The 23,243-nt window shown below is 35.9% G+C and carries 24 protein-coding genes and 1 riboswitch; of the genes, 4 read left to right on the top strand and 20 right to left on the bottom strand.

Annotated elements, in window-relative coordinates:
* The first annotated feature begins 143 nt into the window (after positions 1 to 143).
* Positions 144 to 241: riboswitch (THF riboswitch) on the top strand.
* A 58-nt stretch (positions 242 to 299) separates the two neighbouring features.
* Complete coding sequence (locus BQ5367_RS02285; protein WP_071440955.1) at positions 300 to 866, top strand: folate family ECF transporter S component; 567 nt, start codon at positions 300 to 302, stop codon at positions 864 to 866.
* Between the two features lie 8 nt (positions 867 to 874).
* The gene (locus BQ5367_RS02290) at positions 875 to 1,303 is read left to right on the top strand and encodes a hypothetical protein (protein WP_071440956.1); all 429 of its coding nucleotides are present in this window, start codon (positions 875 to 877) and stop codon (positions 1,301 to 1,303) included.
* A 423-nt stretch (positions 1,304 to 1,726) separates the two neighbouring features.
* Here the strand turns inward: BQ5367_RS02290 and BQ5367_RS02295 are convergent, their stop codons facing one another.
* The 20 genes from BQ5367_RS02295 to BQ5367_RS02390 form a co-directional block, all read right to left on the bottom strand.
* Complete coding sequence (locus tag BQ5367_RS02295) at positions 1,727 to 2,587, bottom strand: ketose-bisphosphate aldolase (protein ID WP_071440957.1); 861 nt, start codon at positions 2,585 to 2,587, stop codon at positions 1,727 to 1,729.
* A 3-nt stretch (positions 2,588 to 2,590) separates the two neighbouring features.
* The gene (locus tag BQ5367_RS02300; RefSeq protein ID WP_071440958.1) at positions 2,591 to 3,688 is read right to left on the bottom strand and encodes a PTS fructose transporter subunit IIC; all 1,098 of its coding nucleotides are present in this window, start codon (positions 3,686 to 3,688) and stop codon (positions 2,591 to 2,593) included.
* A 9-nt stretch (positions 3,689 to 3,697) separates the two neighbouring features.
* Positions 3,698 to 4,012, bottom strand: a complete 315-nt coding sequence (locus BQ5367_RS02305) for a PTS fructose transporter subunit IIB (RefSeq protein ID WP_071440959.1) — start codon at positions 4,010 to 4,012, stop codon at positions 3,698 to 3,700.
* 1 nt (position 4,013) lies between these two features.
* Positions 4,014 to 4,472 (bottom strand): PTS sugar transporter subunit IIA, encoded by a 459-nt coding sequence (locus BQ5367_RS02310; RefSeq protein ID WP_071440960.1) that lies wholly within the window; start codon positions 4,470 to 4,472, stop codon positions 4,014 to 4,016.
* Entirely contained in the window at positions 4,466 to 6,001 is a 1,536-nt protein-coding gene (locus BQ5367_RS02315; protein ID WP_071440961.1) for a BglG family transcription antiterminator, read from the bottom strand. The genes BQ5367_RS02310 and BQ5367_RS02315 overlap by 7 nt, the downstream gene beginning before the upstream one ends.
* Positions 6,002 to 6,140: 139 nt before the next feature.
* A complete protein-coding gene (locus tag BQ5367_RS02320) occupies positions 6,141 to 7,016 on the bottom strand; it encodes an AAA family ATPase (RefSeq protein ID WP_071440962.1) in 876 nt (291 codons plus the stop codon).
* Between the two features lie 120 nt (positions 7,017 to 7,136).
* Positions 7,137 to 8,807 (bottom strand): formate--tetrahydrofolate ligase, encoded by a 1,671-nt coding sequence (locus tag BQ5367_RS02325; RefSeq protein ID WP_071440963.1) that lies wholly within the window; start codon positions 8,805 to 8,807, stop codon positions 7,137 to 7,139.
* A 61-nt stretch (positions 8,808 to 8,868) separates the two neighbouring features.
* The gene (purB, locus tag BQ5367_RS02330; protein WP_071440964.1) at positions 8,869 to 10,164 is read right to left on the bottom strand and encodes an adenylosuccinate lyase; all 1,296 of its coding nucleotides are present in this window, start codon (positions 10,162 to 10,164) and stop codon (positions 8,869 to 8,871) included.
* Positions 10,165 to 10,277: 113 nt separating this feature from the next.
* On the bottom strand, positions 10,278 to 10,988 hold the full coding sequence (locus BQ5367_RS02335; RefSeq protein ID WP_235858720.1) for a DapH/DapD/GlmU-related protein: 711 nt from the start codon (positions 10,986 to 10,988) through the stop codon (positions 10,278 to 10,280).
* A complete protein-coding gene (locus BQ5367_RS02340) occupies positions 10,922 to 11,563 on the bottom strand; it encodes a diaminopimelate epimerase (protein ID WP_071440965.1) in 642 nt (213 codons plus the stop codon). The genes BQ5367_RS02335 and BQ5367_RS02340 overlap by 67 nt, the downstream gene beginning before the upstream one ends.
* Entirely contained in the window at positions 11,560 to 12,642 is a 1,083-nt protein-coding gene (locus tag BQ5367_RS02345; protein ID WP_071440966.1) for a pyridoxal phosphate-dependent aminotransferase, read from the bottom strand. Before BQ5367_RS02345 ends, BQ5367_RS02340 begins: the two co-directional genes overlap by 4 nt.
* A 53-nt stretch (positions 12,643 to 12,695) precedes the next feature.
* A complete protein-coding gene (locus BQ5367_RS02350) occupies positions 12,696 to 13,226 on the bottom strand; it encodes an SOS response-associated peptidase family protein (protein WP_071440967.1) in 531 nt (176 codons plus the stop codon).
* Positions 13,227 to 13,237: 11 nt separating this feature from the next.
* Entirely contained in the window at positions 13,238 to 13,486 is a 249-nt protein-coding gene (locus BQ5367_RS02355; RefSeq protein WP_071440968.1) for a hypothetical protein, read from the bottom strand.
* A gap of 58 nt (positions 13,487 to 13,544) precedes the next feature.
* Positions 13,545 to 14,186, bottom strand: coding sequence for a DUF624 domain-containing protein (locus tag BQ5367_RS02360; RefSeq protein WP_071440969.1), 642 nt, complete (start codon positions 14,184 to 14,186; stop codon positions 13,545 to 13,547).
* Positions 14,186 to 15,304, bottom strand: a complete 1,119-nt coding sequence (locus tag BQ5367_RS02365; protein ID WP_071440970.1) for an ABC transporter ATP-binding protein — start codon at positions 15,302 to 15,304, stop codon at positions 14,186 to 14,188. The genes BQ5367_RS02360 and BQ5367_RS02365 overlap by 1 nt, the downstream gene beginning before the upstream one ends.
* A gap of 1 nt (position 15,305) precedes the next feature.
* On the bottom strand, positions 15,306 to 17,105 hold the full coding sequence (locus tag BQ5367_RS02370; protein WP_071440971.1) for an ABC transporter permease: 1,800 nt from the start codon (positions 17,103 to 17,105) through the stop codon (positions 15,306 to 15,308).
* Positions 17,106 to 17,171: 66 nt separating this feature from the next.
* A complete protein-coding gene (locus tag BQ5367_RS02375; RefSeq protein WP_071440972.1) occupies positions 17,172 to 18,377 on the bottom strand; it encodes an ABC transporter substrate-binding protein in 1,206 nt (401 codons plus the stop codon).
* A gap of 285 nt (positions 18,378 to 18,662) precedes the next feature.
* On the bottom strand, positions 18,663 to 19,856 hold the full coding sequence (locus BQ5367_RS02380) for a site-specific integrase (RefSeq protein WP_009243571.1): 1,194 nt from the start codon (positions 19,854 to 19,856) through the stop codon (positions 18,663 to 18,665).
* Positions 19,857 to 19,934: 78 nt separating this feature from the next.
* On the bottom strand, positions 19,935 to 20,138 hold the full coding sequence (locus BQ5367_RS02385) for an excisionase (protein ID WP_002610247.1): 204 nt from the start codon (positions 20,136 to 20,138) through the stop codon (positions 19,935 to 19,937).
* Positions 20,138 to 21,199 (bottom strand): replication initiation factor domain-containing protein, encoded by a 1,062-nt coding sequence (locus BQ5367_RS02390; RefSeq protein WP_259317195.1) that lies wholly within the window; start codon positions 21,197 to 21,199, stop codon positions 20,138 to 20,140. The genes BQ5367_RS02385 and BQ5367_RS02390 overlap by 1 nt, the downstream gene beginning before the upstream one ends.
* Positions 21,200 to 21,694: 495 nt before the next feature.
* On the opposite strand from BQ5367_RS02390, the gene BQ5367_RS02395 reads away from it, so the two are divergent.
* Entirely contained in the window at positions 21,695 to 22,330 is a 636-nt protein-coding gene (locus tag BQ5367_RS02395; RefSeq protein WP_055304083.1) for a helix-turn-helix domain-containing protein, read from the top strand.
* A 269-nt stretch (positions 22,331 to 22,599) separates the two neighbouring features.
* On the top strand, positions 22,600 to 23,241 hold the full coding sequence (locus BQ5367_RS02400; protein WP_015527882.1) for a DUF3796 domain-containing protein: 642 nt from the start codon (positions 22,600 to 22,602) through the stop codon (positions 23,239 to 23,241).
* Positions 23,242 to 23,243: the final 2 nt, after the last annotated feature.

The following is a 23,243-nucleotide window of genomic DNA, read 5'->3' on the forward strand; positions in this document are numbered from 1 at the left end:
GTATGAGTCCAGTATATCATATGTACAAAAATATTCCATGACACTATAGTCATTCATCTTATTTTTAATTTATTAAATTTTATATATTAAATTTAAGTTGAAAGATTGATTTCAGCAGTTATACATCTTATAATACTTTTGTTAGCAGAGTAGAGATATATGCGTTAAGTATTAACTGAACGGGGAGTTGTCAGTTAGGCGAAAAGATTTTCTTGCGATATATATCTCGCATCCCACTGTTGCATGAAAATCGCAGAATGCCTCTTTTTCATGACAATGGTAGAAAAGGAGGTTTTTATATGGATAACTTACTGACAGAATTTAAATCAATTCCTCATTTGATCCGTCAAAGCGGACAAGGCATTAAAAACGTTAAAACATTAGTAGGTACTTCCTTATTTGTAGCTATGAATGCTGCCTTAGGCTATTTTAAGATCGTTGTCATTCCTAAAATGCTGGAAATCAGTTTTTCTTCATTAGCACTAGCTGCCTGTGCTTTTACATATGGACCGATCATGGCAGGTTTTGCAGGTATTATTTGTGATAATATCAAATATTTTTTAAACCCCAGCGGACCTTATATGCCTTTATTTGGATTAAATGAATTTCTAACAGGTTTTATTTATGGACTCTTCTTTTATAAAAAAGATCTTACTATAAAACGTGTTATTGCGGCTAGACTAACTGTTGTCTTACTAATTAATATGCTTTTAACACCATTATGGCTACATATGCTTTATGGCAATGCCTTTATCGTTCTTGTACAAGCAAGAATTCTTAAAAATATTTTAATGTTCCCTATTGATGTATTCTTATTATATACAGTATTAAAAGCAACAAAACGAGCCATTCCAGTATTATCATAGGAGGATGTATGAAACAAATTGATGAATATTCTTATCAATGTGGAGTCATGGATTGTTTTAGTGAAATGGTAAAAGCCGGATTAAAGCGAATTGCTTTATCACACCCATCATCTACCAAAGAAATCCGGGATCAGTATATTCCTTTCGCAGAAAATATTTGTGTCAAGTATCAGATTCATTATTATTTGGATGATGATCCTTTGATTACTGATTTATTTCCTGCATCTATGAATCAGAACACTTACAATATCATTTTTTATAAAGATGAAAATGATATTGAAGAATATAGGACATTAAAAAAATTAAAAGTAAAAGTTATTGAAAATAAGGAATATGAAAAGTATCGTTACGAAATTGCTTATCGTTTTGGGAAATTATTAAGTTATAGTGATGAAACGATCCAAAATTATATCCAAAACAATGACGAAAAAGAATGAGGCTTTAATAGCCTCAGTTTTTATATACAAATTTACTACTTACAATTCTAAACTATCTGCATTTAAAAGAAAATATTTCATCCCCATGATTACAAAACCTTCATCATTATGCCATGGTTTCTTATTTCCATTAACGATTATAATTTTTCGAACGAACAGAAATATTACATAAAGAACTAAATTTCTTTCTCTTCTGAACTCATATCACAACTGCTTTGATAAACATCTCTTTTGATTTCTACGATACACTCCCTTTTTTGCATATGCACACTTTTTAGTAATCGTTTCTTGTCTAATATTCATTTAAACATTTTAAGTATTGGAAGTTAACATATCATTGCTTTATAAGCAATATCAATGTAACTGAAAAAAAATGATAGATTTGAAATTTTCATATCTACCATCTTTCTATTATATTCTGTCCTAATAAAGACCCGCCTTGCCTTTGCAATGAAATAAATCCATTTTATGTGATACGACTCGTCTTACTTCTTCCATTCCATGTGGTAAAATCTTAGCCGGATAGAAATCATGTGTTTCATTTAAATAGCTTTCTAATTTACGATAATAAGCTAGTTTGAAATCACTAGAGATATTTACTTTTCTTAATCCAAGCCGACATCCTTCCTCTATCTCACTGTCAGGGTTGTTACTTCCACCATGTAAAACCAAAGGAGTTTTTGTTAAAGAACGTATTTCTTTCAGTAATTCTAAATTTAAATGAGGGGTATAACCCTTTGGATATTGTCCATGTGCAGTTCCTATTGCAATTGCCAAAGCATCAATCTGTGTTCGACTTATAAAGTCAGCCACATCATTTGGATCAGTATAAGTTATCCCTTCAACACCATCTTCTTCTGAATTTGAATTAGCACCTATCGTACCTATTTCTGCTTCTACAGATACATTCACTGCATGTGCCATTTCTACGACTTTTCTGGTCACTTTAATATTTTCTTCATAGCTAAGCAATGACCCATCTATCATAACACTTGTAAATCCTGCTTGAATGGCTCTAACACAATCTTCATAACTCTTAGCATGATCTAAATGTAAAACAAAAGGAATCTTGCTTTTCATCAGTCTTTTTTGTACATATGCATAGAAGTCTTCACCCGCAAATTCAAATTCATTTACAGCTGCTGCAATAATAGCAGGCGATGAATATTCTTCCGCAGTTTTGACCACTGCCTCAAACATACTACTTTCTGTTACGTTATAAGCACCTACTGTAAAATCATGCTTCTCAGCTATATCTAATATATCTTTTAAATTCAATAGCATATGTTAACCTATCTCTTCAATTTTTATATCATCTAAATTAACTGCAGCTTTTCCGCTGCTCGTTCCCAAACCATCCAGACTATCTTCATCCTCCTTCAAAGGACGTTTCAATACAGCCAGTAAAACTCCCATGATCAAAGAACCAACAACCATACAGATAACATAACCTACTGGATTTTGGAAAGTAGGGATAACAAACCATCCGCCATGTGGCACTGAAGCACCAACGCCCATCAGCATAGATAAACCACCTGCAACACCACAGCCAACAACTGAAGAAAGTACAACTCTCCATAAATCATTCATTGCCAAAGGAATCACACATTCAGTAATCATACAAATACCCATTGGCAGACAAGCTTTTACAGCTTCTTTTTCAGCTTTTGTAAATTTCTTTCTTGCTAAAATATAAGCAACGATAATTCCCATCGGTGGAATCATGCATCCCAATAACTTGCATGCTTCAGGTTCTAGAATACCATCTACCATTAATCCATTAGCAAATAATGAAACTGATTTATTAATTGGTCCTCCAAAATCTGTTCCTGCAAGTCCTGATACTAAGAAACCAAAGACGAATTTAGATCCGCTTTGCATGCTCATTAAGAAATTCGTAAGTGCATCCATAAATGCAACAATAGGCTGGCCTACTACATAGAACATTAACAATCCACAAACAAAAGTTGATATAAGCGGAATAAGTAAAATAGGTACTAAACCTTTAATAGACTCAGGAACATTGCGTAATAATTTTTTTAGCCAATTTACAAAATATCCTACAAGGAAAGCACCGACAATTCCTCCAATAAAACCAGCTTTGATTTCAGTACAAATAAGACCGATGATCAATCCCGGAGCAACACCTGGACGATCTGAGATTGAGTAAGCAATAGCTGCTGTAATTACCGGAACAACTAATGTCATACCCAAACTTCCAATACGATTGACCGTATAGGCAAACGTTCCTTCTGCTGTAGACACATTTGGGCCTCCGATAATGATACTAATTGCCATACATAAACCAGCACCGACAACTAATGGGATCATGAATGAAATACCCGTCATGACGTGCTTTTTAACCATCGTTAACTGTTGTTTCATATTTACCTCCTATTTTTTTTGAATAAGACTTTCCACTTTTTGAATCAAACCTAATGCATTCTGCATCACAGTTTCTGTTGTAATACGAATGACCGGTTTCCCTTTAAATCTTTCTTCACCATGAATTTTCACATCAACTGCTAAAATAACTACATCTGCATCCGCAATTTCCTGTGGTGTCAATTCATCTTCTACACCAATAGTCCCCTGTGTTTCAATACGACAATGATGTCCTCTTGATTCAGCAGCCTGAATCAATTTCTTTTTTGTAATATATGTATGGGCAATCCCTGTTGGGCAAGCCGTAATTCCAACTATATTCATATTAATGATCCTTTCTTAATACATTGACAATTTCACTTGATGTCTGTGCAGTGTGCAAAACTTGAATTACATCTTCATCAAGCAACAATTCCGCCACATGTGAGAGCAACATGATATGTTGTGACATATCTACATCACGAATAGCAAACATAATGATACATTTGACTGGTTTATTATCAAATGTCTCCCAGTCACGAATTCCCTCATTAGATCTGCCAACTGCAATCACCGTTTTCTTTACCGTTTTAGAACGACCATGAGGGATTGCAATACCATCACCAATACCAGTGATTCCTTCACTCTCGCGTTCGTATATTTCTTTTATAAATGTCTTTTGATCCTCAATAACCTGATTTCGATACAGCATCTTTGTCATTTCTGAAATAGCTTCATCTTTGGTTGTTGCATTGAGATTCAAACAGACATTTTCGTCAAATAAAACTTCCTTAATATCTAACATTCCCTCACCTTTTTCTCAATTACAATCGCTTTTTTTACTTCATCAATATCCCTCTGATCCATAAGCACTGAAACTAACACGGATGGACATTGTATTTCTTTTGTGATATTCACCGTTGTTATAATTAAATCAATATCAGATAAATCTTTCTTTTCTAATTGTCTTAGTGAGATCACATCTGTAATTTCCAAATCAGGGAAGACTTTTTGTACTCTTTTCTTCAGAATATGAGAAGTTCCCACACCTGTTGAACAGATCAGTAATACTTTTCGAGGGGATTTTCTATCTTCCAATGCTAATTGAAAATACAGACAAAGATAACATATTTCATCATCGGATATAAATCCTTCTTTAAAATATTTTTTCTTTAATTCCAGTGTTACCTGCTTCACAGTCGCATACATCTTTGGATATTCTTTAATTGTTTTCTCTTTTAATAAACAGATAATGCGAACATTATATTTTATTCGTGTTATCATCGAATTTACATGAAGCAGCAATGAATAAAAAAGATTAGAATCATTGGCGAAAGAATAGGATGTTTCTTTCTCCATATTTTGGATAAGCTCATTACAAAAGCTTAGCACTTCCCGATTCGATGCCTGAAGCGTCTGAGCAATCACTTCTCGGCTAGGCAATTCACCCACGCCGCATCCCATAAAATGCGTGTAGATATAATCAACTTCATTTTCAGGGAAGTAGATGCCTGTCTGATTAGAAAAGTCAGTTACACACCTTTTTATCTTATGAAAAATGACATCATTACGATCTTTTTCAGAAATAACATTGCTCTCATTAATAAACCTTTTATTTTTCATGCGCTCCATTGCAATCAGAATATGGGTCACAATGTTAACATAGTAAGTATCGCTAAGTATTACATCAATGGATTCTTCAATTGAAGAAACACACTGTTCAACACTTGCAAGACTGTCACTTCCATAAATACCTTCGAGCACCATCTTAGTCTCTTTATTTAACCGGCTCTGTGCTGTTTGCACATCTGCAACGCCTACTTGAATCTCATTTAATAAATAGGCAACTTCGTTACGAATCAAGAGTTCATTTCCTTGAAGATAAGTACCTTCACGAGTTTTTTTCATAGTGAGTCCATTCGCTTGAGCCCGCTGCTCCACTGCAGAGAGATCATTCACAATAGAACTGCTTCCAACGAAATATTTTTCTGAAAGTGAGCGAATACTGGTCGGATTAGGAGAATTCAGTAAAAGATCTAGATAGATCCGGTTTCTTCTGTCTTCTACAGAATCATTGCTTCTAAAAGAATCTGTACTAAATACTAATTCATCTAATCGATTTCGCGCTTCTGAATTACATTCAAGTAAGATTCCTTGACCATTTCGCTTAATTTCAAAAGCTAAATCCTTTCCTGTTTCTTCTATTTTTTTTATATCTCTCTGAATTGTTTTTGAGGAGCAGCCACAATGCATAGATAATTCACTATAATTAACTGCTTCATTTTTTAATAGAAGATAACGAAGGATCAGAATTTGTCTTTCGTTCAATCCCATATAGGTACTCCTTTCTTCACTATCATTATATTTTTTTATCCTTTTTATGAAAATACCAAACTCTGTCTTGATTTGGTGGACAATTTTAAAATACCAAACGTGTCCTTTTTAGGTGGACACGTTTGTATAATATAAGTTTTTAATTTTCAGAGGAATTCATGAATTCTTCTTCCTTCTCTTTGAAAAATTGATAATAGGTTCTAACATTCGGCAATTCTGTCCATTTTCTTGATTTTACAGGTACAGAATCTAAATCATATATTTTCGCATACTCTAAACTTAATAAAAATGGAGAATGAGTAGATATAATAAATTGACAATCATAGAAACGAGCAGATTCTTCAATAAAATGTTTTAGTTTTAACTGATTTTCTGCTGATAAACTGTTTTCTGGTTCATCAATTAAATAAATAGCTTTTTCTTGTATTTCTTTTTGCCAGAAATCAATAGCTGATTCACCATTTGACTGTTGAATCAAATTATTGTTGACAAGACGTGAACGTATATATTTAGATTGAGTCATCTTTCTTGCATCTGTTTTTCTTTTTAAAATTTCATACTGCTCTAATGTTTCATCAATATTCTTATCATATTTAGATTTAAGATATTCTTCTGATAATTCATCTTTTCTTCGATTTACATTGAAATTGATGGCCCTTAAATCTAATAAATAATCAAAAACATCATCACTTGAAATAAATTTGATTTCATTACATATTTCTTTATGATAGAGTTCATAGTCACATTGTAATACATATCGATCAAAAAGCTCTCCTAATTTATTATGATTTTTTCTTAATGCTTCTAGTTTATCCGCAATGATATTTAATAGTGTTGTTTTTCCAGAACCATTACCCCCATAAAAAATCGTAATCGTTTCAAAATCAATATCTTCAAATTCTTTTTCGGGAAATATTTTTAAAGGATATAAACTATTAAAGATATTTTTCTTTTGGCATATCATCCAGTATTCTTCCATTTCAGGCAATAAATGAAAAGACTTTAAAAAAATCATAAAAACTCCTTTTTCTTCTTAAATTTATCTTATTCTACTCTGCTTATTTTTTCAATATGTAAATTTTTACCATTTTTTATAAAAGAAAATCCGTCAGTAGAACCAACGGATTTTTGAATATTAGAATAAACCTACGATATGACCCTCTTCATCAATATCCATATCAAGGGCAGCCGGATGTTTTGGCAGACCTGGCATGGTCATTACATTTCCTGTAAGAGCAACTATGAAACCAGCACCTATGGATGGACGAAGCTCTCTAACAGTGATCGTGAAATCTTTAGGTGCACCATAAATCTTGGCATTATCACTTAATGAAGTTTGACATTTGGCCATACAGATTGGCAGTTTATCCCAACCCAGCTCGTTATAAATCTGAATTTGTTTTTGAGCTTCCTCTGTAAAGACAACATCTTTGGCTCCATATACCTTTTGAGCTATTGTTTCGATCTTAGACTCAATTGAAGCGCTCGTATCATAGATAGGAGCAAAATCATTATCCTGTTCACAGATATCCGCTACTTTTTGAGCTAAATCTAAAGCGCCTTCTCCTCCTTTAGCCCATACTTGTGATAAGGACATTGGATGATTATTTTCTTTACACCAATTTTCAAGTGCTTCAATTTCTTTAGGTGTATCACTGGCAAATTCGTTGATCGCAACAATATAAGGTAAATGAAACTGTTGAATCGTATCAATATGCTTTTCAAGGTTTGCACAACCAGCCAGCATAGCTTCTACATTCTCTTCTTTCAGATTTTCAAACTCTACACCGCCATGCTGTTTCAATGCACGAATCGTCGCAACGATGACAACAGCATTTGGTTTTAAATTACCAAAACGGCATTTGATATCAAGGAATTTCTCAGCTCCTAGATCAGCACCAAAACCTGCCTCAGTAACAACATAATCACCAAGCTTTAATGCAAGTTTAGTTGCTAAAAGAGAGTTGCATCCATGAGCAATATTAGCAAAAGGACCACCATGTACGATTGCCGGATTATTTTCAAGTGTTTGAACAAGGTTTGGTTTAATTGCATCTTTCATGATCAATGCCAAAGCTCCTTCAATTTTTAAATCTTTGACATAAACAGGTTCCCCATCATAATTATAAGCAATCAGCATCCTGCCAAGTCTTTCTTTAAGATCCATAAGTGAACTGGAAAGACATAATACTGCCATTACTTCGCTGGCAACTGTAATATTGAACCCGTCTTTTCTTTCAATACCATTTGATTTAGGACCTAGACCTATTTCAATTTGACGCAATGTACGGTCATTCATATCCAGACATCTTTTCCAGGTAACTCTTTCTGGGTCAATATTCAATTCATTTCCTTGATGCATATGATTATCCAGACAGGCACTAATCAGATTGTTACAAGTTGTAATGGCATGCATATCCCCTGTGAAATGCAAATTTAAATCTTCCATTGGCACTACTTGAGCATAGCCGCCTCCAGCAGCTCCACCCTTTAAACCAAAGACAGGTCCTAAAGATGGTTCTCGTAAAGCAATTACCGTTTTCTTTCCAAGGCGATTTAATCCATCACCCAGCCCTACAGTCGTTGTTGATTTTCCTTCACCCGCTTTTGTTGGATTGATGGCAGTTACCAGAATCAGCTTTCCATCTTCTTTTTCTTTATTCTTTTTAAAAAGGTCTAAAGAAAGTTTTGCCTTATATTTTCCATAATATTCAATATCATCTTCTTGAATGCCCACTTTTTTCGCTACATCCTGAATGGGGAGCATCGTAGCTTCCTGAGCGATTTCTAAATCTGTCTTAGCCATTTTACCTCCTGTTTTTATTATCTTTTTTTCTTTATTATAATGTCATGAATGATATCATGATCTATTCAATACCGACTCTTTTAAAAATCGTATCTACATTTTTTAAATGATGCATTGGATCAAAACAGTCATCAATTTCTTCTTGTGTTAATTGAGCTGTTACTTCAGGATTATTTTCCATTAATTCTTTGAAACTGATTTTTTCATTCCAAGCCTTCATTGCATTTGGCTGTACTAGATCATATGCCTTTTCTCTTGAGAAACCTTTTTCAATCAGTTTTAACATAAATCTTTGGGAATAGATTACCCCATATGTTTTATTGATATTTGCCTTCATATTATCCTCAAACACAGTCAAATTATCTAAGATATTACCAAAACGATTCAACATATAATCTAAAAGTTCAGTTGCATCCGGAGCAATGATCCTCTCTGCGGCAGAATGTGAAATATCTCTTTCATGCCACAGTGGCACATCTTCGTAAGCAGTCATCATATAACCTCTTAGCACTCTTGAACATCCACAAATATTTTCTGAACCGATTGGATTGCGTTTATGAGGCATTGCACTGCTTCCTTTTTGTCCAGGATTGAAATGCTCTTCTGCTTCACGCACTTCAGTACGCTGTAAATGTCTGACTTCTGTAGCCATTTTTTCAAGTGAAGTACCTATCAAAGCTAAGGTTGCAAAGTATTCTGCATGGCGATCTCTTTGCAGCGTTTGAGTAGAAATCTTGGCAGACTGTATCCCTAGCTTTTCACATACATAGTCCTGTACAAATGGCGGTGTGTTGGCAAAAGTTCCTACCGCCCCTGAAATCTTACCTGCTTCTATATCTTCACAGGCAGCTTTGAAACGTTTTAAATTACGTTTCATTTCTTCATACCACAAGGCAAACACTAATCCAAACGAAGTAATTTCTGCATGTACACCATGTGTTCTACCCATCATTGGCGTCATTTTATACTGAAGGGCCTTTTTCTTTAAAATAGCCATGAAACGTTCAATATCCTCTAATAAAATCGCATTGGCCTTCTTATATAAATAACCATATGCTGTATCAACCACATCAGTGCTTGTCAGACCATAATGAACCCATTTCTTTTCTTCACCTAATGACTCCGAAACACAACGTGTAAATGCCACAACATCATGTCTTGTCTGCTGTTCGATCTCATAGATCCGATCAATATCAAACTTTGCATTTTTCCATAGCTTTTCTACATCTTCCTTTGGAATTTCACCTAACTCTGACCACGCTTCACATGCCAGAAGCTCCACTTTCAGCCAAGCACCGAATTTGCTTTCTTCGCTCCAGATATCACGCATTTCTTTTCTTGAATATCGATTTAACATATACTCCCACCCTCTTTTATATCTCTTTTATTTTACTTGATTTTGGATATAAAAACAATGTTAACAGGGCAATTTAGTATCAATATTAATAAAGAACAAGTCTCCCTGTTCTCTTAAATTTCTCGTAAATCATTTTCTATAATATTATTTTTTATTTGATTTCTTTTAATTACTTTGGCAGGAATTCCTACTGCAACACAGTTTTCAGGAATATCTTCTGTTACGACTGCGTTGGCTCCGATGATTGTATTCTCACCAATATGCACGCCTTCTAAAACAACTGCACCTGCACCTATAAAGCTATTCTTTTCAATGATGACCGGCTGTTCACAATAAGGCTCGACCATACCCGCAAGCACTGCATTAGCACCGATATGACAGTTTTCTTTGATCACGACACCACCGCCTACAACAACTCCCATATCAATCATCGTTCGCTCACCAATGATACAGCCGGAATTAATGATGGCTCCCATTAAAATTACCGCTTCTTTGCCAATTATTACACCTTCTCGTATGATAGCCCCATATTCAATACGGGCATCGATATCTTTCAGTTCTAAAAGTGATAAAGCACTATTTACACAGATCGTTTCTACTTGATAATCTTTCACCTTATGATTTGTCAATACCTCTTTAATTTTTCCCCATTCGCCAATAACCGAGTATGAATAACTTTTTAATTCTTTAAATTCTTCATTTAAGTATACTCTAACAAGTGTCTTTTTTTTACTTTCTTTTATCTTTTGAATAATATTCATATTTCTTGTACAAAACGGCTCATAGCCTTCATTTCCACATGATCTTTTATTTCTATGAAGCATACGCCCCCTTCATTCAAAATATTTACTTGAGCATCACATAATCCATTGACATAACAATAATAACTGCTTGCTATATTGCCACTACCACATGACAGTGTAAAACCTACACCTCGTTCATATGTTTTTACTTCAATGCAACTTTGACTAATAATACGTACATAAGAAATATTACAATCAAATCGTTTACACAACTGAGCTGCATTTTCTATATTTTCATCCAGTAAGATCATATGCTCATTCCCAACATCTACAAAATTTCGATAAATGACAGGTATCTTGACAGTCACAACACTTATAAATGGTTCTTTTTGGATTATCTCACACTTGTAGATTTCATTTTGAACTACAAGTGCAAATACATCATATTTCTCATTTTCATCATAGAGATAATGTGCAAAACAATGTAACCCATTTACACATAACAAGGCTTCACTGCCATCAGCATTAAAAATGCTCATACGATGAGAAAATATTTTTAAATAACCATCACATCTATATTCCTCACACATCTTAACAACATCAATTTCTTCACTACCTAAAATAAAACGATTCCCATTAGCTTCATAAATCTTCATAACCTTCTCACAAACGCTTCCAAGCGATCACATCCTTCTTTACATTTTACTAAGTCTATGCAGCAAGACATACGGATATGATTCTCATAATAAAAATATTTCCCGGGCAATACTGCTACATGTACTTCTTCAAGCAGACGATCTGCGAATACTTCACTTGATATATGAAAATCTTCGATTGAAAAAAAGACATAATAGGGGCCTTGGGTTTTTACTACTTTTACACCCATATTTTGTAATCGTTGTATGATATATGTTTTCTGCTCATCATAGTTCATAGAAGGATGATGCAGAGCTTCCAAAGCACTTTTTTGTGTGAAAACGGGCAAACAGCTTTGTATCAGCTGATGTACTTTTATTATCTCATTTATTTTATTCTGTGGAGCACATACATAACCAACACGAAAACCACACATAAGTGAACTTTTAGAGAAGCTATGAATCTGAATTATTTTTTCGTGCAGTAATAAACAATATAATGAAAGATAAGAACTACATTCAAAATAAGTAGCATCCCATATCAGTAATAAATCATATTCTTTACTGAGACGATGAAGTGTCTGAATGGATTTTCTATCAAGTGCACTGCCGCTAGGATTATGAGGGTGATTAATGAGTATGGCTTTTGTATTTTCTTGAATTACTGCTCTAATTGAACTTTCACTAATCTGAAATTCATCATCAAATACAAATGTCTGCAAATCCAATTCAAACAATGTACACAAAGAGATATAAGATGGATAGGCAGGAATTCCTATAAGCAAACCATCTCCTTTTTTTAATAAAGCCATCATAACTTCAAAAAGCCCCTGGGTTGCACCACTTGTAATACAAATTTCCTGAACATCATAATACATTTCTTTTAAACGAAGCATATCTCGTAATTCATATAAGCCTTGGCTTTCACTATAATGTGTTTCATTATTTTCAAGTGACTGTATTGCTGCTTCTTTTATTTCATCATTTACATGATCGTTGGAATCACCTAATGTGAAATCTAGTACATTCTCTGTTTTTTTTACTTTTTCATGAAAATCTCTTATATGACTTTTTTTTATTTTAAATAGCTGCGAATTCATATTCACCTCATCTATATTTATGTTTTTATATATTAAAAAATGAATAGTTTTCACTATTCACATAATTTAAAATGCAAATTTTCATTATCAACGGAAGGCATATCTTTAAAATGAAGATAATCAATCATTCCTTGATAATTCATAATAATAGGAGTTCTTGAATGTATTTGTTTCATCTGATTTTCTGATTCTCCGGTAAGAATCACAAATTCATTATTCTCATTATATAAACCTGCGAAATAAATATAAGGTTCGTTTTCTTTTGTAATATAGATTTTTTTCTTATGATTCCACTCATAAAAACCATTCGCAATAATAGCACATCGATGATGAAGAATTCTTTTATAAGTGATTCTTTCTTGTAAAGTTTCTATACGTGCATTAATCAAAAGTGAACGAGCAGAAATTCCCCATTTTTTCACATCAGCCATGATTTCATCATCTTTCAATATCAATACGATTGCTTTCTGAGAAGGAAAAACCTCATTTGTAGCATACTCAAATGACTGAGTTCCTTTGAGACTCTCTTTAATTTTCCTGGCAATTTCTGAATCATCCAGCCTTATAAAAAATCTTCCACACATATCATTTCCTCTTATTTTATTCCATACCTTTTTAAGATATTTATGATTACATTATTCGTTACTTTCTGAGCACTGATTTCACGATAATGATATTGCCTTGTCTGTGCATTTTCCTGCATTTCTTTCATCTGTCTGCTGATTTCTTCTTGCTGACGGATGAGATCAAAATAAAAATCTTCAAACAACGAAAGTCTTTCCAAGGCTTCTTCTATATTATTTACTTCAATTCCTGTTTCATTCTTTTTTGTTATTCTTTCCATATGATCACCCTCTTCATTATACATGAAACAGGCAATGAATCAAAACTCCATTGCCTGTTTATTTAGAAATTTGTTTTTTATGATATTCTCTATCCGTCTTTTTCACCATATATTTCTCAAACATCTTAGGTAATATCTGCCAATTGAGATAACAGATGATTCCCGGCATCATGACAAGAAATTCCGGCAGCAAAAAGAAAGCGGAAATAGGAAGACCAATCGTTAAAATTGCAATGCACAAAGCCTGCAGAAAACATGTCATGGATAAGTCAAAAGCTTCTGAAATGATTTCTTTCAGCTTAGCATGCGGTTTTCTGGACAGTATGATGAATACCATATTAAACTCAAATACGATCAACGTTGATAATGTGGCCAATACAGCTGCTCCCAATACATCAAAGGTTGAACTGCCTGTCCAGTAATAAATCAGATCGAGAGCAAGCAATAAAAACACCACAAGATGTATCAGCCAGATAATCGTTGCTTTTTTGAAGCACTTTTTAAATTCATGAAAATAGTCCTTAAGAATATTTACTTTTATCCCTGTAACATACCTGCCCATTAACATATTCAAGGTCGTGCTGCTGGCACCGATCGTAATAATAGGCAGGCTGGTGAGAAGCCAAAGCGTTCCCATCAGGATGATATCCATAAATCTTAATGTCCATTTCCAAAAAAGTGAATCGGCAGTTGTATTCATTATACGCTCAATACTTCCAGTGAACCCAACGTGATCATCTTTGTTGATTTAGCATCAAACAATACATAGCGATCCCCTGAAAAACCAAAATGAATGATCGAATCCATCGCAAAGTCAATGCTTCCAAAGGCAACAGCCGAGAATGTCACATCATTCACAGCTAATGAAAGTGTCGTTTCCATACCACTTGGCAATGATGAAATAACTCTTCCTTCAATAGAACCTTTCTCATCTACGACGACAAATTCCGGACGAATACCTAAGACATATTCACCGTCACTTAAATCAACCGGATGATTCGGTGTAAAACGTACTGCAAAGTGTTTACAATTTAAATCAATACCCTTTTCATGTGCTTTTCCATGGCACTGGATAAAATTCATGGAAGGATTACCCATAAAGTCTGCACAGAAGAGATTTGCCGGTTCGCCATACAATTCCAATGGCGGACAATACTGTTGAACAACACCCTCTTTCATTAGACATACCTTAGAGCTCAAGGTCATGGCTTCTGATTGATCATGGGTAACATAAACAAAGGTTGCCTTTGTTGTCATATGCAAACGTTTCAATTCCGCACGCATATCATTACGCAGCTTAGCATCCAAATTTGACAATGGTTCATCCATCAATAAAATTCTTGGATTCGGTGCTAAGGTTCTTGCGATAGCGACACGTTGCTGCTGACCTCCGGAAAGCTCAGCAGGATAACGATTCATATATTCTTTGATACGCATCGTTTCGCAAATTTCATTGACACGGGCATCAATTTTAGCTTTTTCCCATTTCATATTTTCAAGACCGAATGAAATATTCTTATATACGGTCATATGTGGCCATAAGGCATAATTTTGAAACAAGAAACCGACATTTCTTTTATCCGGTGAAAGATTGACACCTTTTTCTTCTGAAAAAACCAGTTCACCATCAATATAGATTTCACCCTCTGTCGGCGTTTCCAAACCGGCGATCATACGCAGCGTCGTTGTTTTTCCACAGCCACTCGGTCCTAATAAAGAAACAAATTCACCGTCTTTGATTTCCAGATCCATCTGATTGACAGCAATCGAATCTTTTCCGAATTTCTTTGTGATATTCTCTAATCGTATCGTTGGCATATTAGTTACTTCCTCCTACTCCTTTTTCGATTGACGCACCCGTCAGCTTTTCAACACCAAAGTTGACAAGCAGTACAACAAATATAATCAAAAGATTGATTGCATTGGAATACTGATCCCATCCTTTTTCATCATACATGAACAAGAGTGTCGTCAGCACACGATTATTTGCTGTAACTAAGATAACATATAAGCTTAGTTCACGCATACTTGAAACAAATGGCAATAGATATCCCGAAACGATCGTTGACTTTTCAATAGGAACAATAATACGGGTCATACGCTTGATCCATGGAATACCTTGGATGATACCGGCTTCTTCGATTTCCGGAGAAAGCTGCAGCATCGAATTGACACCTGATCTGGAAGCCATCGGCAAATACTTCACCGTACCGATCAAAGCCAGGATTGCAAATGTTCCATACAATGAAGGAATGATACCGTGGCTCTGGGAGAACATTGACAGATAGATAGCTGCAAATGCCATTGATGGAATCAGGTATGGAATAAATGTGAGATTCTCAACAATACGGCTCAGCTTGCTTCCTCTTCTTCTTACGATCGAATATCCTGCAAGGAAGCCGAAAGTTCCGGCACCGACAGCTACGATCGCTGATAGTTTGATACTATTGAAAAGTGTTTTCCATACATCGCTGTTGATCAGGATACCGGCTTTATCCATGATATCATTGCCACCCTTTGAAATACCGATCCAGAAATCCAACGTCATATTTGCAAGCGAATAATCACCTTTCACGATGATCACTGATTGAAGCATGAATGATATCATCGGTATGACAGACATACATAATACGACAACTCCTGCCAGAATGGAAATGATATTGCGGGCCTTCTTAAGATGGAACACGGATACATTTGCACTCTTTCCGGTAACCGTTGCATAAGATTTACGCTTACCGATCAGCAACTGATTACCGATCATGATCAAAACGCTGATAATGATCATCAGGATCGCAATGATATAACCAACACCCGGATTCGTTCCCTGTAAAGCCGCATATAATTCTGTCGTCAATACATAATAACGAACCGGAAGACCTAAAAACTGTGGTACGGCAAATGAGCTCATCGCACTTGAGAATACCAAGATGATCGTACTCATGACTGCCGGCATGACCATTGGGATCGTAATGCGTGCAAACATACGCAAACGATTTGTTTTCAAGATTACAGCCGCTTCTTCAAGATTGGCATCCATATTTCTTAATACACCGCCAATCAGAATATAGGCAAACGGTGCATAATGCAATCCGGTCACCAAAATGATCGGAAATGCTCCATAGGCGAACCAGTTCGCCGTTTCAATTCCGGTAGCGGCCGTAAAGATTCCCATCGCACCGCCAACCGCAGTATTCTTAAAAAAATTCTTCCAAGCAAGCGCTAATGTCCAGCTAGGCATGATATAAGGGAAAATGAACAATTTCGTCATGACCTTTTTCCATCTCATATCTGTACGAGTTACCAGCCAAGCAAAGCCTCCGCCGATCAGCACGGATACGATACATGAGAAAACAGCACATATCAAGCTGTGCATGAGTGGTTCATACAGCAATGAATTACTATACTGACTAACAAAAAGCCGATTCCAGTGATAAAGCGTAAAGGATCCTACCGCCTGATGAACACGTGATTTTTCAGCTGAATGGACAATAAACGTGTCTTTAACGATAGAAAATAAAGGAACAACCACTAAATAGGCTAATACTACTAAAAATATCAGCAACAGGACATTATAAGGCTTACTGAAAAAAGTTTTTAAATGATTTAATTTCTTTTTCATATCTTACCTCTCTAAAAAAGACAAGGGCAGCAGTGTATCACCACAGCCCTTCTCTATGATTCAAAACTACTTGATCAAATTAATAAAATCTTCTACATCTGCACGATGTTCAGCAGCATATTCAGGATCTTCAACGATTAGGATATCTTTCCAAACAGATAATTCCTGGTCACCATCAGCAACTCCCAGGCTTGTATTAGCACTGTAGTCACCCTGACGCCCTGTCATACCAACATAAACAGAACCATCGTTCAATGTTGTTTCACCATCACCAAACCAGCCATCTTCAGTATATAGCCAGCAAAGGAATGCTTTTGCCATTTCAGGATTGTCGGCATTTGATGTCAGCAGTCCATAGATCGGATAAATAAATCCTGCAAATGGAGTTACATCAGAAGTATATCCTAACTTGTAACCAATCTCTAAGTTCTTTACATATTTATTCAATGTAATCAGACCTGACCATGGTTTTGTCTGTCCTTCAGCACCGATAGACTGTGCCATATCACCATCAGAAGTACCAACAACCAAACCGTTATTATAAAGCATCTTGATCCACTGATAACCTGCATTCGGACAATCATCATCTAATACAAGATCTTCACCATAGTATTCCTTATAAGCTTCTTCAAGCAAAGCTGCATTTTCATCAGAAGTAACTACTGTCAGGAAGTCCATATTAACACCTTCGGTAAAAGGATCCTTCATCATGACAGTTCCGGCATATTTCTCATCCGTTACATACCAGATATTATTAATTTCATCTTCAGCTACATTATCAGTATTATAAATGAATACTTTATTACAGTAATCCCAAACCAGCAACGGCTCTGCCTGTTCTTCACCTACAGCATCATAGATCTCTTGATTATACCAGTTAACTACATATCCTTCGTCTACTAAGTCAGTAAGAACACGAGCACCATCCTGAATAAAGATGATATCGGCTCCGGCTGCCCCTGTCGAAACCTCAGTTGCTACCTGAGTGATCTGATCTGTATCCCCGATCTGTGTACATTCAAATTCAACATCCAGATCAAATTTGTTTTTGAATGCTTCACAAGCGCTGACTACAACGGAATGAGTGGAATAAACCGTAACCTTTTTACCGTTTTCCTTGCCAGCTTCCAACAATTCTTCAAAAGTTGTCTGGTCGATTTCCCCTGTTTCATTCGTATCATCCGTAGGGGTGTCATCTGTTGTTGAGCTGCATCCTGTTGCCATACCTAAGCATAAGCACAGGCTGCAGAACATTGTAAGAAATTTTTTCACTTATATGCCTCCTTTTTTCTTGTGAAATCCCTTTCATCTAATATAATAACTCATTTTTTTAAATGAAATTAAATTTTTTTACCATATTATTACTTACTTTTTTTATTTATTTTTTCTTAAATTATATATGTCTTTTTGACTATCTTTTTATATCTTCTTAAATGTCCGTAAAGCCTTATTTTATCGGCTCTACGGGCATTTTGCTTTTGTTGTAAACCTCACATATCTAGGTCTATCTTCTTATATTTTCGCTATCAAGCGTGGTTAAAATCGTGGTAAATACTTCTATGCGATTAGACGCTGAACCTCTGATTTTGCAGTATCTATGGACGCATGAGCATACCAGTTCATTGTGATACTGATATTTGAATGTCCCATGATATACTGTAAATCTTTTGGGTTCATGTTCTTACTTGCCAGCCTTGTGCAGAACGTATGGCGTAGTGTATGCGGTGTGATATGTGGCAAGGGATTGTCCTTATGGTGCTTGTTGTATTTCTCTACCATACGGACAAAAAGCATATTGTAATCAATCGCAACTTTGGGCTTGCCTTTATGATTTACAAATAGAAAGTTGCCCCGTCCGTCTATCACAAATGGTTCTGCCTTTGGGCGTTTCTTCATAACCCGTTGAAATGCTTGTATCGTTTCTCTGCTTAATGGCACTTGCCTTGCTCCGCTTTTTGTCTTAGGCGTTTCAATATAGTAGCCCTGTTCCTTGCTCTTTAATAACTGGTGGTCGATAATCACAACTTCATTCTTGAAATCAATATCGGCTACTGTCAGTCCGCACAGTTCCGAGATACGAAGTCCTGTCTTTAACAGTATCAGCACATCATCATAATACTTGTGATACACATTGTCCGCCTTGATGAATGAGAGTAGGGCTTGTTCCTGTTCCTCTGTCAATGCGACTTTCTCTTTGGTATCATTTTCTATAACTTCACTTAACTTGAAATCAAAAGGGTTTTTCCTTACACAATCGTCTTGTATGGCGATATAGAATGACGCTTTTAACGAGCGTTTATGGTTGTTAATGGTGTTATAGGAAAAGCCTTTGTCTTTCATGCGTAACGCCCATTCCTTAGCGTCAGAGGGTTTTATCGTATCAATGCTCCTAGCACCTAACTTGTCCTCTTTCAATAACCGCATGAGCTGTTCCCGTTGTTTCTGTGTGCTCTTCTTCACGTTTGCCCTCTGTGTGTTCTGTTTGGCGTAGAGTTGGCAAAGCGTCATTTTCTTGCCTGTGCTGTCGATACCGTCCTCAATATCCCGTCTTATCTGCTGTTCCAGTTCACGAAGTGAGGGTTTTTCCCGTTTTCCCTTTGGTGTCGGGTCTGTGGGTGTCAATCTCCAAGCATACACATATTTTGTGTTTCCAAATGCGTCCACATATTTATATAAGTATTTCCCGTCTGTTCGTTGGCTCTCTCCAGTATGCAGGATACGTCCTTTGCTATCCCGTCTTTTTTCTTTCATGGTGTCTGCTCCTTTCCTTGTTGGAAAGAGCCTTGATATGACTTGTATTCATCATAACACATACAAGGCTCATTTGCATTAGATTGCGTCCAATTTGTCAATGACCTTTTCAAACTGTCGGCGTTTAATCTGTATGCGGTTGCCATTCATAATGAGCCAGCCAGCGTCCTTGTTTTCCTCTGCCAATCGTCTTAACTTGTTTTCTCCGATACGGAAATATTTTGACGCTTCTTCAATGGTAAGGGTGTATTTTTCCCATACGGGAATATCGTTGTTATTCATCAGATACCCCCTTTCCCATGTTTCGTGTTATATTGGATATAGGGGATAAGATCGGTGCGGTCTATCCTCTGTAAGTGGGCGGTTAGTTTACTGGAAAGGGAATTGCTGTATCTTGCCTTATCAAGCATAGTTCCCACTTTTTCCAGTCCACCTAATGCGTCATGTTCTTCCAAGAAGTAAAAACTTTTCACAGCGGAAATCACGCCACCCTCTGTGAGCCATTGCTGTGTTTCCTCAAGAGAATTATGTAGTTTCGGTACTTGCAGTTTTAAGACTTCCATAGCCCCTAAAAAGCGTTCCCAAAACCGACACGTTTTCCATCTGCTCTTATTACTTTCATTTCTGTTTGGCACGACAAAGCGTAGGTTGTTTGCCAATAGCCCGAAAGCCAGTTCCCCAAGTTCCAGCGGTCTGTCTTTGAATGTCATGGCAAAAGCATGAGCCTTATCATCTCGCAGTTGCATTTCTGTCCGTTTCCAACTGCCGACTTCATCAAGTGTCTTATTATGTTTTGAACAGACTTCCTTATCTTTGTCATAAAAGCGGTAGGACAATCCCGATTTACCAGCACCAATATAAACAGTCTTTGCAGTGTCGAAATCATCAAACTTGCTTTCGTCAAAGTGGTAGCCCTCACTATTAGAAATAAATTCCTCTTTTTCGCATTTCTTCTTTATCTGCTCTATGGTAAAGAATGGCTTTTCGTTCTTATCATCAATGGCAATATCAAGTCTTGTGAAATGGAAATTATCCAGTCCGTATCTTCGCTCACAGCGTCGGAACATATCCCCAAAGGTATAATTCCTACTGTCGAGAATACGGAAAATATCATCACAACCTCTGCCAGTCATAACAAGATAACAGCCTAGCCCCTGTGGGTTGTCCTCTGTCTTTCTTGCGTCCCCCGATACATAAATATCTCCAATCTGCCAGCGTGCCTGATAAGTCTTGAATTTTATCGTTGCTGGATAAACATTGAAAATGTCAGTCGGTAAATCTAAAATGTGCATGATTACATCTTCAGCGGTTGCCGTTTCAAATACAATGCTGATGTAATCAATCTTAACGGATAAATTTTTGTGTGTAGTTATAGTGCATTTCTCCTTTCGTATGCCCCGTTTTTTTGCGGGGTAAAAATTGTGTTTTTTCCTTTATTTATCACAGTTTCTAGGTACTATGACATGTATACGCAGGGCGGTGTTACATATACGCCCTTTACGAACGCCTAAAGGCGTTCCCTTTCTTCCTGTGTCTGCCCCGTTCTTAACGCTCACGAGCCTTGTAAGGCTCGTGGCTAAACGGAACAGCCCAGTCAGAAACCCGATTTTCAGTCTGATAGTCCATGCCTATTCATGCTATCAAAGTGAAAATATCTATTCTATATGCTTACTCAAGCGTGTGATTGACCCTAGCGTGCTTAATCGCTCTATCTAACACGATAATAACGCCATTAGAATTACTTGTCAAGAAGTTTTTGTTGACTTTTGGATATAGATTAAGTATGATATGCTTATAAACGTCAAAAAAAGCAACGAAAGGAGCGGTTATACTAAGTTATGGAGCATTATGAAAAGAAAATCAGTTTCTTAGGAGAGAACATACAAACCATAAGAAAATACAGAGGAATGAAACAACAGGAACTTGCGGACAAAATCGGTATCAATATGCAGAGCCTTTCCAAGATTGAACGTGGTGTGAATTATCCTACCTTTGATACATTAGAAAAGATAATGGACGTGCTGGGTGTAACCCCAAATGAATTACTGTCGGGAGAATGGAAGTATGTTAATCAAGCCGAAAAGGAAGTCTGCCAGTTTTTAAGAATTGAAGAACGACTAAATGCAGAATTAAAACATGGGCATTATGACAACTTCTTTGACAGCGAAGAAGAATGGCTGGAATATGAGTTGAAAAAGTTACGGGAATATATTACCGACTACATCAACGGAAAAAGCATTGTAGCGTCCGACCTTTATCCAATCAAAGAATTTATCCAGCATTTGAAGTTTCAAAAACTGTTAGACCACTATGATGATTTATACAGCATGGATATGTTCGGTGAAAGCATAGAGGGACATAAATATAGGACACCTTATCAAGTCGTAAAAATGATAAACCCCAATTCAAAAGAAGATATGGAATTATTACGGGAAGTATTGAAAAATAACGATTTTGATGATGAGGACGAGTAACCCTTTTCCTCTTTGTAGAAGATACAGCAAACAAAAAGCCCAGTAAAGAGTGCAAAGCACCACCAATGGTGGCAAGGCTCTTGACAGGGCTTTTCCTTTACTGTTTGTGGCAGACAAGAGGAAGAAAGGGACAAAATCTGATTTGTAGTAAATTATATAAAAACGATATGAGATGTATTTGTATCATTTTCTTGTTGACACCATTTATATTAAGTGATATATTTGTCTTATAAAGATACAAAAACATCACATTGAAAAGAGGGATGATTATGACAAAAAAACAAATGAAACAAGTTATCTTTATGGGAGTAGGGTGTGTAATATTACTGATTGCAGGGATAATTTACTCTTTATTATTTAACGACGCACGCTGGGTTAAAAACATGGATATGTCTAATTATGTATTTTCCATAAAGGATATACCAATGTTGATAGTCGGTGCTTTGATAGCTATTTATGTCTTATATGTAACAGTTATCTTCTTTAAAAACGCCTTTTCTAAAAATTTTAAAGACAAAAACTATTCAAGAACAGTATCTTCATATTGGGGACTGTGTGGAATATTTGGATTTCTAGGTTTTAGCGGTTTTTGGACTTATTTTGAATATGGGAAAATATATCCTTTTGTATTCTTTATATTTTTTGGCTTTTTCGGCTTTTTCTTTGAAGGAAAACTTTCTCACACTTTAGAAGATGAACTTTTTTTAGAAAATAAAAGAAAAGCAGAAATAAACGCCTATAAAGTAGGATTTAAACTTCTCTTTATAGTCATTTGGCTTATGGCAATAGGAATGTTTTCTCGTAATGTGGAATGGTGTGCAATTTTTATGCTCATTTCTGTTTCACTTATCTATGCTTTAGTCATTTTTCTTAGCAACTATTTATTATACCGCTACGAAAAAGGAGAATAAGT

The sequence above is a fragment of the Traorella massiliensis genome, from assembly GCF_900104665.1.
Lineage (GTDB): Bacteria > Bacillota_I > Bacilli_A > Erysipelotrichales > Erysipelotrichaceae > Traorella > Traorella massiliensis.

Bases quoted from the DNA above. Each gene is read 5' to 3' on its own strand.
- BQ5367_RS02285 (WP_071440955.1), top strand. From the start codon at position 300: ATGGATAACTTACTGACAGAATTTAAATCAATTCCTCATTTGATCCGT.
- BQ5367_RS02290 (WP_071440956.1), top strand. From the start codon at position 875: ATGAAACAAATTGATGAATATTCTTATCAATGTGGAGTCATGGATTGT.
- BQ5367_RS02295 (WP_071440957.1), bottom strand. From the start codon at position 2,587: ATGCTATTGAATTTAAAAGATATATTAGATATAGCTGAGAAGCATGAT.
- BQ5367_RS02300 (WP_071440958.1), bottom strand. From the start codon at position 3,688: ATGAAACAACAGTTAACGATGGTTAAAAAGCACGTCATGACGGGTATT.
- BQ5367_RS02305 (WP_071440959.1), bottom strand. From the start codon at position 4,012: ATGAATATAGTTGGAATTACGGCTTGCCCAACAGGGATTGCCCATACA.
- BQ5367_RS02310 (WP_071440960.1), bottom strand. From the start codon at position 4,472: ATGTTAGATATTAAGGAAGTTTTATTTGACGAAAATGTCTGTTTGAAT.
- BQ5367_RS02315 (WP_071440961.1), bottom strand. From the start codon at position 6,001: ATGGGATTGAACGAAAGACAAATTCTGATCCTTCGTTATCTTCTATTA.
- BQ5367_RS02320 (WP_071440962.1), bottom strand. From the start codon at position 7,016: ATGATTTTTTTAAAGTCTTTTCATTTATTGCCTGAAATGGAAGAATAC.
- BQ5367_RS02325 (WP_071440963.1), bottom strand. From the start codon at position 8,807: ATGGCTAAGACAGATTTAGAAATCGCTCAGGAAGCTACGATGCTCCCC.
- purB (WP_071440964.1), bottom strand. From the start codon at position 10,164: ATGTTAAATCGATATTCAAGAAAAGAAATGCGTGATATCTGGAGCGAA.
- BQ5367_RS02335 (WP_235858720.1), bottom strand. From the start codon at position 10,988: ATGCTTCATAGAAATAAAAGATCATGTGGAAATGAAGGCTATGAGCCG.
- BQ5367_RS02340 (WP_071440965.1), bottom strand. From the start codon at position 11,563: ATGAAGATTTATGAAGCTAATGGGAATCGTTTTATTTTAGGTAGTGAA.
- BQ5367_RS02345 (WP_071440966.1), bottom strand. From the start codon at position 12,642: ATGAATTCGCAGCTATTTAAAATAAAAAAAAGTCATATAAGAGATTTT.
- BQ5367_RS02350 (WP_071440967.1), bottom strand. From the start codon at position 13,226: ATGTGTGGAAGATTTTTTATAAGGCTGGATGATTCAGAAATTGCCAGG.
- BQ5367_RS02355 (WP_071440968.1), bottom strand. From the start codon at position 13,486: ATGGAAAGAATAACAAAAAAGAATGAAACAGGAATTGAAGTAAATAAT.
- BQ5367_RS02360 (WP_071440969.1), bottom strand. From the start codon at position 14,186: ATGAATACAACTGCCGATTCACTTTTTTGGAAATGGACATTAAGATTT.
- BQ5367_RS02365 (WP_071440970.1), bottom strand. From the start codon at position 15,304: ATGCCAACGATACGATTAGAGAATATCACAAAGAAATTCGGAAAAGAT.
- BQ5367_RS02370 (WP_071440971.1), bottom strand. From the start codon at position 17,105: ATGAAAAAGAAATTAAATCATTTAAAAACTTTTTTCAGTAAGCCTTAT.
- BQ5367_RS02380 (WP_009243571.1), bottom strand. From the start codon at position 19,856: ATGAAAGAAAAAAGACGGGATAGCAAAGGACGTATCCTGCATACTGGA.
- BQ5367_RS02385 (WP_002610247.1), bottom strand. From the start codon at position 20,138: ATGAATAACAACGATATTCCCGTATGGGAAAAATACACCCTTACCATT.
- BQ5367_RS02395 (WP_055304083.1), top strand. From the start codon at position 21,695: ATGGAGCATTATGAAAAGAAAATCAGTTTCTTAGGAGAGAACATACAA.
- BQ5367_RS02400 (WP_015527882.1), top strand. From the start codon at position 22,600: ATGACAAAAAAACAAATGAAACAAGTTATCTTTATGGGAGTAGGGTGT.